Annotated in this window: 10 protein-coding genes; 6 read left to right on the top strand and 4 right to left on the bottom strand. The window is 44.4% G+C overall.

Going from position 1 to position 13,884, the window contains the following annotated elements:
• Positions 1-116 precede the first annotated feature (116 nt).
• The 6 genes from ACZ5NB_RS08005 (at position 117) to ACZ5NB_RS07980 (ending at position 10,810) form a co-directional block, all read left to right on the top strand.
• Positions 117-1,616 (top strand): restriction endonuclease-related protein, encoded by a 1,500-nt coding sequence (locus ACZ5NB_RS08005; protein WP_460232586.1) that lies wholly within the window; start codon positions 117-119, stop codon positions 1,614-1,616.
• Positions 1,613-5,062 carry a pPIWI_RE_Z domain-containing protein gene (locus ACZ5NB_RS08000; RefSeq protein ID WP_460232584.1) on the top strand — a complete coding sequence of 1,150 codons (3,450 nt, stop codon included), beginning with the start codon at positions 1,613-1,615 and terminating at the stop codon, positions 5,060-5,062. The genes ACZ5NB_RS08005 and ACZ5NB_RS08000 overlap by 4 nt, the downstream gene beginning before the upstream one ends.
• Entirely contained in the window at positions 5,063-7,912 is a 2,850-nt protein-coding gene (locus tag ACZ5NB_RS07995) for a pPIWI_RE module domain-containing protein (RefSeq protein ID WP_460232582.1), read from the top strand. It begins immediately after the preceding gene.
• A gap of 142 nt (positions 7,913-8,054) precedes the next feature.
• Positions 8,055-8,639, top strand: a complete 585-nt coding sequence (locus ACZ5NB_RS07990; protein ID WP_019604646.1) for a hypothetical protein — start codon at positions 8,055-8,057, stop codon at positions 8,637-8,639.
• A gap of 82 nt (positions 8,640-8,721) precedes the next feature.
• On the top strand, positions 8,722-8,913 hold the full coding sequence (locus tag ACZ5NB_RS07985) for a hypothetical protein (RefSeq protein WP_460232581.1): 192 nt from the start codon (positions 8,722-8,724) through the stop codon (positions 8,911-8,913).
• Between the two features lie 322 nt (positions 8,914-9,235).
• On the top strand, positions 9,236-10,810 hold the full coding sequence (locus ACZ5NB_RS07980; protein WP_460232579.1) for a hypothetical protein: 1,575 nt from the start codon (positions 9,236-9,238) through the stop codon (positions 10,808-10,810).
• A 103-nt stretch (positions 10,811-10,913) separates the two neighbouring features.
• Here the strand turns inward: ACZ5NB_RS07980 and ACZ5NB_RS07975 are convergent, their stop codons facing one another.
• The 4 genes from ACZ5NB_RS07975 to cadR all read right to left on the bottom strand — a co-directional run bounded on the left by ACZ5NB_RS07975 (position 10,914) and on the right by cadR (position 13,813).
• A complete protein-coding gene (locus tag ACZ5NB_RS07975) occupies positions 10,914-11,552 on the bottom strand; it encodes a hypothetical protein (RefSeq protein WP_460232577.1) in 639 nt (212 codons plus the stop codon).
• 129 nt (positions 11,553-11,681) lie between these two features.
• Complete coding sequence (locus ACZ5NB_RS07970; RefSeq protein ID WP_460232576.1) at positions 11,682-12,407, bottom strand: hypothetical protein; 726 nt, start codon at positions 12,405-12,407, stop codon at positions 11,682-11,684.
• Complete coding sequence (locus ACZ5NB_RS07965; RefSeq protein WP_019604650.1) at positions 12,404-13,066, bottom strand: hypothetical protein; 663 nt, start codon at positions 13,064-13,066, stop codon at positions 12,404-12,406. The genes ACZ5NB_RS07970 and ACZ5NB_RS07965 overlap by 4 nt, the downstream gene beginning before the upstream one ends.
• 348 nt (positions 13,067-13,414) lie before the next feature.
• The gene (cadR, locus tag ACZ5NB_RS07960) at positions 13,415-13,813 is read right to left on the bottom strand and encodes a Cd(II)/Pb(II)-responsive transcriptional regulator (protein WP_460232574.1); all 399 of its coding nucleotides are present in this window, start codon (positions 13,811-13,813) and stop codon (positions 13,415-13,417) included.
• Positions 13,814-13,884: the final 71 nt, after the last annotated feature.

Raw genomic sequence — 13,884 nt, 5'->3', positions numbered from 1 at the left:
CGCCAAAATACTACAGTAATAAGTGTAATATTTTGCAATAATTCTAGTTTAGACCTTGAATACTACAGTTATAAGTGTAATATTACACCTAACACTGTAGTTTCTTATGGCTAGATATGAATATTGAATTATCGCAATACTCTGAATGGAGCGGATCACAAGACGGGTTAGTAGCCCTTGTTGGCGAACTCAGCCCTCTCCTAATTCCGGGCGACCAACCCATCACTAAAAGAACGCTCATTTATTACCGCGGCAAAGGGGTCATCTCGCCCGCAAACGGTAAAAAGTATGGCTACCTTCATCTGGCACAATGCCTAGCAGCAAGAAAACTGATTTCACACGGATGGACTGTGAGCCAACTGGCACAACTGATAGCCAATGTTGATGAATGGACCCTCACACAAGTCGCATACGGGGAAATCGAAGCCGATGCTGCCATAGGACTTAGTGCATCGCCTGCCGCCCAAGATTTAAAGCCGAACGAGCTAAACGATAAAGCCTTTAATGTAACCCCTGATTTACCTCTCCCAGAGCTGGCTGTACAAATGCTGGCAATTGGAGTCTGTGACAGTTTTAACCGCGTAATTGATGAGCACAAAATTGTAAACGGGAACGATATCCCCTTTAACCTAAAGAGAGCTATGGGACTACTGGGGCGCCTTTGCATTGAGGAGGGTAAAGAGGACTCCTTCGCGTCCATTCATGACACATTAACGCTCTGTAAACTGCCCTTTAACGATGCCTCCTGGGCTCTCTCTGCATTTAAAGACGCACATTTTGAGCTAGGTTCTGTCAATCTAATTGACCAAGACCATCGGTGCCCAACTCAGGATTGCGTAGAACTTGCCAGCGGCGGTAATGAAGCCAATATCAAAGAGCAGTTCAGTTTTGAGCTTTTAACTCAGCTGTGTTCAGGCTTTGGAACACAAAAACACAGAGTCTACACGTCAGTGCGACGGTTCATTGGTGAAAAACCGGTCACAACAGGGCGTGAAATTGCTGCTCACGCCAAAAAGCACTCAATGGCAAAGATCGAACAGTTTTTATCCCGAGAAGTGTACTCCCCGATAGGAAGCCACATATTGATTGATGAGCGACTTTATTTATGCCCCAAATGCGGAGCGCCGATCCGCAAGGTCGAAGAAAAACTTGGAAAATGTACGATTAAACAATGCCCCGATTATGGGAAGCATATACCGCTCATTGACGGCCGCAAGCCCGAAGCCGATAGCCTTGTTTTAAAGCCTCACTTACTTTCTTTTTGGTTTGGCCCTTCAATCGATGAGCTAGCGGTATATGAGTTGGCAAGAAAACTACTGCCAGAGACTGAGATTCAGTTATACCCTGAGAGTGATGCCTGCGATATCTCAATTGACGGATATGATATCGGTATTGACGTAAAATCTTATTCAAGCCCATACCTATTAGCGAACGCCCTTAACAGAACCATTGGACGTCTCAACCGATACACCAAGAAGATTATTGCTGTCAGTGACACCTCGATATCTCGCCACAGAGATTATCTCGCCACCCTAAAAAGATACTATAACAACGAAATTCCCATCGAGTTCATGTCCGTATCAAGCGTTAAAAATATGATAAGGAGTGAGCGATGAAACAATCAATCGACATCTGGACAGGCAATGACAAAATTAATTGGCTCTGCCTATTCATTAATGAGTTCACAGGGAAAAGTGATTTAAACTTAGCTCCACTATTACTGTCTGGGTTTCACTCACTTCGCTCCTCTTCTGTCGCCCAAGAGAATGAGTTCGCGTACTTCAATATTCGCCAATTAATGCTGCGCTTCTCTAACCTAACAGCAATTAAAAAAGCGGTTGTCCGTTATAATGAACATTATACAAGCGGTGAGACTACGAGCGACCAACGACTGTTTAATATCGATGAAAAGACACTGACCTTCCAACCACTACTGGATTTAATGCCACCCGAATACGAGCAAGCCAAACAAGTTTTGCTAAAACCTCTCGAATTTTCAAAGCACGGAAAAAGTGTCGCAAAAGCCGATAAAGAGTTGTTCATCGAGGTAGACGATATCGGTATTAAACGTCCGTACAACATTAAAGATTTGCCGAGCACCCTTTCAAACACGCAACATAATATAAGCAATCAATCCAGCGGACCTATTCAAATCCCTATCGCAGAGTTATTCGAAGAAGCAACAGAGATGGATCTACTTGACGTAAAGCACTCGCGACGCCCTGGTAACTGGGTTTCACGGCTTGAGAACATCTTATTAGAAAAACCCAAGGAAAACGGCGGTTTTTCTCGCGCAGATACCCTTGAACTTGCAGGTTTAAAACACCTCATTGGACTACCAGGAGCCGGCAAGACAACGCTATTAATGTGCTTAACGCGATGGCTCTCACGAAAAGACTATAAAACGGCCGTTGTATTTCCATCTGTAGAAGTCAGCCGTCAATACCTGACAGCCTTAAAAGACTACGATGTGGCTGCAGGCCTGTTAACTGGACAAAGCCAATCCACTCGAGCCCGACACGCTCATAATATCGCCGAAACAATTGCATGTGCAGACCCACTAAAAGGCTTCGCAAAAGAATTTGCAGGAAGCGAGTACTTTTCCACGCATTGTGTATTACCTGCTTTTACCGATGCAATGGAAGATGGGATAAATCCAACACGTAACTTTTGCGGCAAGGTAAAAGAAAGAACAAAGAGTCGAGATGGTAGTGCGAGCAAGCCTGTCAGCCGCCTCTGTCCTCTATGGGGGATGTGTGGTTATCACAAAGCATCCCGAGAACTTATTGATGTGAACGTCTGGCTAGGCCACATTGCATCATTTGACACCCTCATTCCTCCTCATGCAACTCAGCTTCATTATCGATACTTCGAGCACATCGCTAGGGAGTTTGATGTCGTAATTATTGATGAAGCAGACCAAGTTCAATCTTGGCTAGATGATCAAGGCGTGTCGAAGCTCACACTAACAGGAGACTCCGAATCATTTCATGCCGACCTGCAAAAACGCCAAAATCAAATGACCGTCGAGCATAATTATGCGCTTGGCGACCCCAACATATTTAACTTTACGTTAACGGCCATGGATTTTAGCCGAAACAGCCATATGCTGGTTGGCACTATCCAAAAACTAGACGAGGAACTCCGAAAACAATATCAAGGCATTTTTCTTACCTCTTCTCGCTTGATAAATGCCATTGTCAGTGGTGATAAAGCCAAGAGCGGATTGGCCGAAGAACTAGAGGGTATCGATAGTCGCTTCAGACAAAAAGAAGCCATTACACTTCTTTGGGAAAGCGCAGCTAACGCCGCTTTTTACAATCGACAAGATATGGCCGAACAAGATACCGTTGAACAATTGAAAATTCAGCGTATAGCTGAAAACCTTAACTTTAGTGAAGAGGAAATTAAAAACCAATTTAAAAACCTTTCAAGTGCTTGCAGAATTTGGCTAACAGAAGAACGTAGCTCTAATCGCGACATCGGAATGACCAGGATATGCACAGCTCTTTCTGAACTAGCTCACCGAAGTCAATCCCCGTCTTTCGATAAAAAGGTTCACTTACTGGTTTGCGTAACTTTTACGATTTTCTCCTACAAAAAACTGGCCCCCCACTCCGAAGCTCTCATTGAGCAAGGTTTTTTGACGCCGTCGCATGTCGAGCAACGTTGCTCTGACGATTTACTAAGCTACACAACAGATAATATATTAGGCAGACTGTCCGGGGTGCGATTTTTTCTTGATAATCGTTCGTCCAAACACTCGGAGTTGTCGAGCGTAAAGTTACAATACGCCGTGTTTTCAGGTTCTCCGAGATCCTTTATTTATCACCTCCACAAGTCCGTACCGGGAGTAAGTCGCGCCCCCGCCGTTTTATTAGCAAGTGCTACAAGCTATTTAGAGCAAAGCCCTGCTTACCATATCAACCGCGTACCAGATTATATCGTCAGAGCGTGCAACAACGACGAAAGATCTGACAAAAGCTTTTTTGAATTTAAGCCCATTCCTAACGCATCAAAGCCAGGAACATGCCTCCGATACAGTGGCGAAGCACTACCCTCGGTTCGAGAAGGCAATCTCCGAAAAATGGTATCGTACCTACTCAAAGATGGCGTTGATGACTCCGTGGTAGGCAAAGCGATTACAAGCTTCGATTCAGGTGAGCGCAAAAGGAAAGCCGCATTCGTGGTGAATAGCTACCAACACTGTGAAATGCTCAAGCGACACATCGACCAACGACATCCTGAGTGGGCCTCAAAGACAGTTGCCGTTGTAAAGGATGTGGAAGCATACGATGGCGCCCCGGGTTACGTCACGAACTCACAAGTCGAAGCGCTCGGAGACATGGATAATATTGAACTTATCATTTTCCCTATGGGCGCCATAGGCAGAGGAACTAATATCGTATTCAGTAAAGGGACGAGAGCACGAGACGCGGCAATAGGAACGATGTACTTTTTGACACGCCCACACCCTTCCACTGATGACCTATCACTACTGATTAGCATTGCCGCACAACAATCCGAGGAGTTTAACGCCGAGACATTCTCGGAAGACGCTTCATTTGAAGATATTGCCACGCATCATATGACTGCTCGTAATAAAGCCTACGATAAAGTCTGGAGGCTGTTACTCAACCCACTTATTGCCAGCAGGCTTGGCGATTTAATGGAACCCTTCACGGCTAACATTTCCGTGTCGCTACTACAAACTATTGGACGGGGAATGCGAAATAGCTGCCGAGTTCAATGCTTTTTTGTGGATGCAGCCTGGGCTAAAAACTCCGCCAAAAACGATGAATCGATACTAGATACAAACGAAACCAGTATGCTCGTGCAGCTCATCAACATATTAAAATCCTGCGTAAATCACACCGATCCAATTAAGCGCTCAGTTTACGAGGAGTTATACAGCGCTTTCTTAGAGCCGCTAAGCGAAACACAGGGACTTCATTACGATAAAAGAAATGTAAAAACACTCTCGCCGCACTACGACGCCGCAAGCGAGAGTAGCCTCGATGGAATAACTACAACCGAAGCTTTACTTTCCGACAACACCTAAATGACAAAGGTAACAAAAGTGACTAAGAATACGAATAAATCGACTGAAAAGGATGTTGCACATGCGCTTTTTTACCCTGGAGATGCGGAAGCGCTTTCTAGAAATACCTGTTTAGTAAAATGGACGCCGCAATGGATGACAATCATGCGGGAAATCATATCTTACGCTGAAGCCGCAAGTAACGACTTCCAATCCATTCCAACAGCATCGTTAAAATCTATCCTGGAAATACACTTAGATGGGCTGCTACTTGTACGAGCATATTCAGGCCTAAAAACAAACGACTTAAAGTACTTCAAGCCTTCATCAAAAATAGAACCCTTTATTATCGCGATTGATCAAAGTGATATTGCTGAAACCATTAGTAGTTGCATTGATACTTGGGTGGACGACTACCTCGTACCGTTCATGGAAAAGCGTGAAATGCCGGATTCATTGCGCGATAATTTATTTTCAGCGCTGGATTCAAAATTAGTATTTTCTGTAGAATCACAATCCTTTGAGCTACTGCCTTGGGGCGCCTCAAACAATGGCACTGCCGCACCACTCTTTAGCCCACATGGGTATTCTATTACAGCAAATGATATCGCCAGACTTTTAGAGGGCGTATCTATCTTCCCCGAATTACCGCCAGTAATGCGAGTTATAGGATCAGATTTAGGCAACAATACCGCCGAACTCATAACCCCAATCATAGATCAGTTTCAAGAAAAGGGCTTATTTAGTCTTTATTGTAAAATTTCAATTGAAACACTGCCCACCGTCAGTTACCCAATTATCAATTTCAATTTTGGCCGCAGGCGATGGGTATCAGCACTGAAAGAAAAGTTTTCGCACAATCAAAATGCATCAGCCTTTCTATTTGATGAAGGCAAGGGGCGTGTTTACACCTTCAATATTGCGAAGAGGAGGCAGGATAACGGTGAGAGAAAATGGCTTCCCGACGACTCATTTAGCGCCCTGCGTGACCGCTTTGATCTACCGGAGATAATCGATGAAAGTGAAATATATACGCTCAATATCAATGGTATTCGATCTAGCGTCAGCCATTCTCACTCCAGCGATGGCGGTGGCTATTCTGGGAAAAATTTGTTGGGCTCCGGGGTAACAGAACGAGATAGAAGCGACGCATTTAATCTTATATTCGATAACTTAGCGCCCTACGGGTTTCATAGAATGGATAGCTTTCACAAAATTGATAATGAAATTCAGTTTTTAAAAAGAAAAAAGATCAACTATCTCGACCTCGTCACACTGTGCATGCACATTAATGAAGATCAAACCGCCTCTGAGGATTTGAGCAACGAAACCATCAATAGCGATATTCTACCAAACGAAAGAGAAACAATACAATTGTTAGGTCAGGAATGGTTTGAAATGACCGCCCTACTCGCGGAAAATTTAAGTGACCCTGACAAACTGAAAAATATAAAACAAAAAGCCGATAAAGTGGGGAATATGAAAAATATAAACCGCGATATTATCCGCGACCACTTCCCCACCAATAATGCCCCTAGAATTTTACTCATTTGTCAAGATCAGAGCCAACAAGGGATTATTAAGTATATTGTTGATCAATTATTTGGCGACAGCATTCAAGTGATCAGCACGCTATTACCAGCAAACACGCATGGACCAAAAAAATCCCTCCCCGGCTCAGAGTTAACTACAGCAAAACGATTACAACTTCGAAAAGATATTTGGGACGCAGCAATTAACAATGCCATTTCCAATCAACAAGTGGATATGTGCATAATCCAAGCAGACCAATTTTATGAAGGCCAAGGACGAGATGATACAATTAACAAACCCGCAGCAAAGATCGCTTTCGCTCAGTCAGGAATACCCACACAATATTTAAATCCAATCGACCGAAGAATCACTAAGCGAGACAAACAATTAAAAGACTATCTCAATAGAATTCGGAGTGCATTTTTCGATCTGGTTTTTGGGCACCATGGCATCGTCCCTGCGATCAGCGAGAGTGTCACTAAGTATTTCCCTAAGGAGGAAAGTAAGCCTCACTTCATTTATGGCATTACAAATATTAGAGTGAACACGCGATCAGGGCCCACACCTGCTGAGATTGCCGTTGCGACACGGATAGACGTAAACACCGGCCAACCTTCGATTAGATTTTGCCACCAAGAGCGCATTTTAGTCACCTCGGACTGGCTCAATTACCGAGATGCAATTCAATATCTCACCACGCGATTTAACCGGAAAGTCACACTCGGAACAAATAAATCAAGACTCCCTCGTCACGAAGTCTACCTCCTATTTTGCAAAAATATTTTTAAGGAAGCCAACCAGAACAAAGGAGTCATCTATCTGGAAAGCGCCCCAAAGAGCGCATTGACCCCGTGGATGTCTGACACCCAAGTCGGAGAAGATTCAAGCTTATTCTCAGACTTCCCCGCTCTTAGAGTGATACGAGTTCGTAGGCAGGCTCCACAACTCTTGATCGAAAAACACAAGGATAATTATTTTACACCTACAACCTGTCGCCGCTTATATTCTGTCGATATGGGAGAGGTTCCAACATATTGGTCACTTGGTCAGCCACTCAGTCAAAAGAAACGTGGCATTAGTACTTACCGCAGCATTGAACTGCCAGGGAAAGGAGAAGACGAAACAAAGCTTCATGATCCAATCCTGGGCTCAACGCCGACGCCAAACGCCGTTGAATTTGTCGTACTATCAGCACCTGAAGATGAACCGGTCGATAAGCTCATCCAATTTACTACTTCACTAAGGGTTGGCATTCTTCAGGCTAATTATTCGAATTTCGTCTCTTTACCTGCACCGCTTTTCATCACCAGAAAGCTCAAAGAGTATTTTGAACTGTGAACTGACGACGCTTTCCGTTACGACGTACACAACTGACATATTCATAGAGTGGGAAATGTAAGCTATGCCTATAACTCATAACAAATACAGCCCAACATCTGCACAAAACATAGTTAACAACATTAAGGGAAATTGAATTTTAATGAGCATTATCTGGTGGGAAAAAACGGTCGAATATTATTTCGTAAAAAAATACGTAGAGCTAGATGCATTTATTGCTCCCCTTGATGGACATCAGGAGCGCGCAGGGGACACAATATTGGGAAACGAAGAAAACTGGATTCTTATTGAATTCAAAAAGGACGAAACATGCTTAACAGATGAGTGCCGAAAATTCACCAACTATGAAGAAGCAAAAGGTATTCTAATTGATGAAAGCAGCCACCACTTAATAATCTACGGAGAGAGTTCAGGAAGAGACATTGATTTAGTATGCCAAGAGTATTTTTCTGAAGAACAACTGCATATCGAGGATGCTCTTAGCCAGGGCACTGATATCGATAGTTTTTTTGAGTACGTGAGGAAGTTTGTCACATTTAAAAAGAATTCAAATAAGAGTTCCGGAGGTTTCGGACTCGTTGCGGGTATTAGGAGCGATGGCACAGTGACGAAGTGTATGAAACTATCTGAGTTTGGACAAGCGATGCAACTGGAACAGAAACTACAAGCGAAACTCAAGCCGTCGCCAGTACGCAACAGAGACCCGGGGCCGTCATGGGACCGCTAGATAAATCCAAGATCTCACTTTACCACCGCAAAGAAGTCCCCTATAAAACAACTTTAAAAGCTAATTATACAGAGCGAACATCTTGAAATCACATACCGGAGGAAAGCAACTCACGATTCCTTATGCCTTAGTGGTCACACTAGATTCGAGCAACGTCAAGCCACATATCTACGAAGAAGTTAAGCCCAGCCTTGAACAACAGATAAAACAAGCGACCAAAGAGAAAACCTCGCCAATGAGACTCACTCACGCCATCTGCCTCATTGCAGCCTAAGAAGGTAGGTGCTTTTAGCATCTACCTTTATACAACACCCCGCCCGCTCAGATAACAGCTACCCCCCACTACAAGCCACAAACGCAGCCCCCAACAGAACATTCAAAGGCGCCCTCTTTGTTTGTTGACCGTATTGCCAAAACCTGTAGATCTGGTATCTTAAGTATCGGAGCTGATGCCAAGGCTGTAAGTGACCTAAAAGACAGCAATTTTAACTACCTACTTTTCAGTCGATTTTTTCTAACTCCGCTGGCAAGTGTAGTGAATTAAACACTTACTACTACATACCAAAGCCCAGCATTGTTAAGAAAGGATCACTCCAATGAGTACAGACCTCTCCAAGCTTTGCGCAGATTTTCTGCGTCAAAAACATGCTTCTCTATCCCCCGAAAAACTAAAAGCATCACATGCCAGAGAACTGGTGGCGGCTTTTTTTGGGTATAAAAGCCATGCAGCGCTTATGGCAGAAAAAGCGTATCCCCTTCAAAGGCTCGAAGATGCCTATATCTTTATTCCCGACCTTCCCTTACTGGAAGATCGGCGCGTGAAGCTAAACGATTTACCTGCCGACCTCATCTCTTCAATGAATATTGCGAAGCTTCTTTCAGACTTTTTATCCGGTGAAGGATTATGTGGCGGAAACGTTTGGCTCTATGACTCTCTCGAGAGCTACATCACTGACGTCTTCCTTCCTGACAGCCAAACACTGATTGATGATGAGCTATCGGGCGTGATGGCAGAAACTAATGCGGGCTTCTTTGACTCGCCATATTATGATGATGTCAAAATTCATAATGGCGATGACGAATTGATCGTCACTGCCTCCGCGCAATACAAAGGCGAACCTCTCGATGATAAGCCATTTTGTGGTGACACCATTGATATGGGCGTTCAAATTACTTTACCTCGTATAGCCGGAAAGCGTGGTTTTTACGACTTCGAATTAGAGGTAGGCGGCAGTATCAATGATGACTGGGTGGATCCGGACCTAAAATATGGCAAACCTCTTCAAAGCAGACTCGCAGAGGAACTGGGCATTAGTGATGATGACCTAGAAATGCTGGAATGGGAAACACAAGAAAACAGCAGTAATGACGGACTGATTTATGATTTCATTCTGACCTTTGACGACACTTGCCCACCTGAAATATTGGGGAAAATTGAAGGCTTGAGTGATGACAAAACTATTCGTGTTAGCGCCAACGTATTTGATGAGCACACACAATTAGCGGAGCCTTCTACACCTAACGACAATAGGGGAAATACGATGAGCACTTACCCCAAACGGGTTGCCGATAATATTTTGCCATTATCCATGGCGGGGGATTTGCCTGCGGCATTTAAAGAATGGCATTTCACCGATAAAGTGAAAGATCATTTAAAACCTAATGAAGATTGCGAGCTATGTGACAACGAAAAGTTACGATATCACTTCGAAATTGAAAACGAAATTACTCGAAACCGACTATGGATTGGATCCAGCTGTATTCTAAAGTTTCAAGTTCAAGTATTTGATAATAAGGGTAACGTTCTCAACGCAAAAGATACCGAGAAAAAACTAAATAAATTAAAAGACAAAATGTGTTATGACGCGTGCATTAATGCTCTTAAAAACCTCGCAATAGCTGAACCAAACGAAATTTTAAGCAATGCACTAAATTATTACCTTAAGAACAAATACTTGACCCCCAAGTATGCCTTTGTCGTTTTCTGGCGACTGAACAAGAATGACATTGATCATAGTCCGTCATTTTTTAAAGTCGCACTCAATAAGAACAAGTACAAAGAACACCTGGAGGAAATGGACACCTTTAAAGTTCATACGTTCTGGAAGGCTTTATCCAGCAGCCAAAAGAAAATTGCTGAGCGATTGGGTCATACCGCGCCTCCAGCATAGTTATTGGCCGCGAACCACAGCAGCTTGCCAGCACCGCAGAGGTCAACTGACCAGTTTTATATCGAATCAACTAATACTTGATGGGTATCTCTCCGAGTACCCATCAAGCGTAGATAACAAATAAATTAGGCGAGTCAGATTGCATTTTAAGCGCCGACCTACCACATTTAATCGTCAGATAGCTGGCATCATCCACAAGCTTACTCATTTCAACCCCCTCCTGAAGGTGCTCACTCCAATACCCGTCGGTACCAATGACAATACTGGCTGCGGCTAGCTCTGGATCTTTAATGTCTATTTTGGAAGTCACTAAATCTGGGCGAGTAAAGCGGCGCGCATTGAGGCATTGCGTCAGTGTGTGCTCTGAAATATCACGCGCTGATGGGTTAATATCTTGGCCCCCCTGCCCTTGAGGAATTAATAACGGGAATTCATTCAATCTATGCGGCCTATTTAACCACTGCGCTTCCCCTGAATACGTTACCAACCCAATGCGACAATCACCTGTATAGAGCCACTGAACATCGCCAGTCTCGAGATTCAAAATGAGTATGCCATAGCTTGCAATATCATGAAGATAGAGACTTCTAAGTTGTTTTTGCTGATCCGATAACATATTAATTATCGCTTCATCAGAATAGCTCCCTTCAAGCTGAAGTATTCTCTTTAAGCAGCTATCCGCCCAGAAAACCGCAAGTCGCTTTTTTTGCCCCGGAGTACTCGATGTTACTCTTCTGGTCACGCGGCTCTCCGCTGCATCTACTAGAACTGCAATTAAAAAGCCGCCCTTGTAACCCAATGCAATCGCGTCGTTGTTCTGAGAGCGCTCATTTCCACACCGGCTTGTCCACTTAACATCCATAATATCGCATTACTCATTACCATCGATGGTGTATGAAGCCAAAGCCTCTAACCGCTCAAAAATCAAGGCCTCTCTACCTTCATCCCCTTTGGACTGGCTTTGAACTGCGTACTCAAAATTAGTGTCACTTAAGAGCGGGGTTAACTCTTTCGATATATATTGCTGTAATTCAGGCGATGCTAATTGCACCTCCCCCAAAAGCTCTTCCCTACCATCGACAAGATTGAGAATATCCTCGATGTCTCTACTACCGAGCGCATCGTTATTCCCTCGACCTTTGTAGGCCTCTAATTTGGTAGCCAGAAAATAAACTGGGGTTACTAGTTTAATCGATAACTCAGTAGTGAGGTCATAGCATTCCGCGGTCTCCATGGCGCCTTGATACCAACGATTACCAAAACCTAGAACACCCTCATCATCGGGCATGAAATCCACCCGAAGATCACCCAGCTGCATTGCGCAGATAGGCGACTCCTCACCTGGAACGGGGCTAGGGATAGTGAAACCTCGCTCTTGAAGACTTTTCTGTAGCTTATGAAATTCAACATAACCCATTGCATGGACAATTAGGTCTACGTCATCCGTATGTCGCACTTGCTCTTTTGTATATTCATCTGTGAGCAACAGTCCGGTGGTGCAGCCGCCGACAAATGTCATTTGCTGTCGAAACTCTTCCCCAAGTGCGTTAGCCACTTGCTCGAGCATCTTGATGTGAACTGGAAGTGCGCTCATCATGAAACCCCAAGGCGCTGCTTAAGCAAGTCAGCTGCAAGGGCCTTCTCACGAGGCTGCCCTAGACGTATAGCATCGACCAAAGCCAGCAAGGAATACATTTCAGGATCTCGCCTTATTGCATGCCCCACGGACTTGTATAATGGCTCTACAGCCTGCCCTTTTGTATTGCCTTTTGCGTCCGGCCAAATAGGCACAAACTCTCCAGCGCTCATCAGCTTGTCTTTCAATACTGGCGCGGCAAAAGCGGTGGCTATACCCCGCGTGATTTCTTTTGGCTTAGCAGGAAATACATATTTAAGGCCAAAGACAATAAATTCAAATAAGGCTCGAACATTAGCCCTGGGAACCCCTAGCTTTCGGTCTTTTTTCGCTAAACCAATATCGAGGCAGCGGTTTAACGCCAGATTGATTTGAGACTTGCTTATCCCGGTGTCGGCCTCAAGCTTCCTTGCGGTATATAGAGTGGAGATATATTCATTAACACCAAACCTTCTCTCTGGAAGCAGAAAATCATCAAGAGCGGACTGCTCCTCTTCAATAACCTCCCAGTCCTGCCAGCCAGAGGGCCAGGCATTGCTTTCGGAGCCGCCCTCAATTCGCTGTTCTTGTTTCCGTAGGGATACAAGCTTCAGCAACAATAATATATCTTGACTTTTCAAAGCGCATCACCTCTCTACGTCCCGCGTCCTAGGATTTAGGACTAACATATCTTAGTATACTCAAGCTTTCAACCAAGAACACTAAAAAAGAGGTCTGAATGGAGGGGTCAGGCTGTCTTGATAGGATTAAATGGGCTTGCTGCGAGCATACTCACGCATACCAGCATAATTGTTTAGTGTGTTGCTGGCGCAATCATGGTCACAGGGGCGCTTTTAGAAATGCCGAATGGCCCAAATAGGCTCGATTTAGATTAATCATGAGCGGATCAATCTACACCAGATACAGCTCAAGACCACACCAATATTCATACTCTTGTTCATCTCAGGGCATAACCTCAAATATTTGCCTCATCCTCCTTCCGCTTTTAGCCCCCTGATTATTCCACACTGCTCAACAGTACGATTCTCTGCGCAATGCCCTCTTAACCCTATTAGCTGGCTGTGTAGATCTTGAAGTTCAGCGATTCTATCCTCCACTCGCTGGATATGCAGGTCAAGGATCTGATTGACCTTATCACACGCTGAGCCAGGCTCTTGGGTAAGGGTCAATAGCTGCTTCACTTCCACCAAAGTGAGATCCAGACTGCGGCAACGCTTAACGAACATCAGCCGCTCTTCCGCATACTTATCATACAACCGGAAGTTCCCCTCGCTGCGCGCAGCAGAACTCAATAGCCCCTCCCTTTCATAGTACCGAATGGTCTGCACTGAGCAGCCACTGCGCTTTGCCAGCTCACCAATTTTCATCAACTCCACCCTTGACTCTATAGTTGCTATAGAGTTTACACTCTCCATTACTGTGTAAACAAGAGCCATTT

The organism is Aurantivibrio plasticivorans, from assembly GCF_055392955.1.
Note: the sequence above shows the minus strand (reverse complement) of the source record. Positions and strands in the feature narration are given on the sequence as shown.

What these genes read in the sequence shown, in the direction of transcription:
- ACZ5NB_RS08005 (WP_460232586.1), top strand. Translation starts at nt 117, where the DNA reads ATGAATATTGAATTATCGCAATACTCTGAATGGAGCGGATCACAAGAC.
- ACZ5NB_RS08000 (WP_460232584.1), top strand. Translation starts at nt 1,613, where the DNA reads ATGAAACAATCAATCGACATCTGGACAGGCAATGACAAAATTAATTGG.
- ACZ5NB_RS07995 (WP_460232582.1), top strand. Translation starts at nt 5,063, where the DNA reads ATGACAAAGGTAACAAAAGTGACTAAGAATACGAATAAATCGACTGAA.
- ACZ5NB_RS07990 (WP_019604646.1), top strand. Translation starts at nt 8,055, where the DNA reads ATGAGCATTATCTGGTGGGAAAAAACGGTCGAATATTATTTCGTAAAA.
- ACZ5NB_RS07980 (WP_460232579.1), top strand. Translation starts at nt 9,236, where the DNA reads ATGAGTACAGACCTCTCCAAGCTTTGCGCAGATTTTCTGCGTCAAAAA.
- ACZ5NB_RS07970 (WP_460232576.1), bottom strand. Translation starts at nt 12,407, where the DNA reads ATGATGAGCGCACTTCCAGTTCACATCAAGATGCTCGAGCAAGTGGCT.
- cadR (WP_460232574.1), bottom strand. Translation starts at nt 13,813, where the DNA reads ATGAAAATTGGTGAGCTGGCAAAGCGCAGTGGCTGCTCAGTGCAGACC.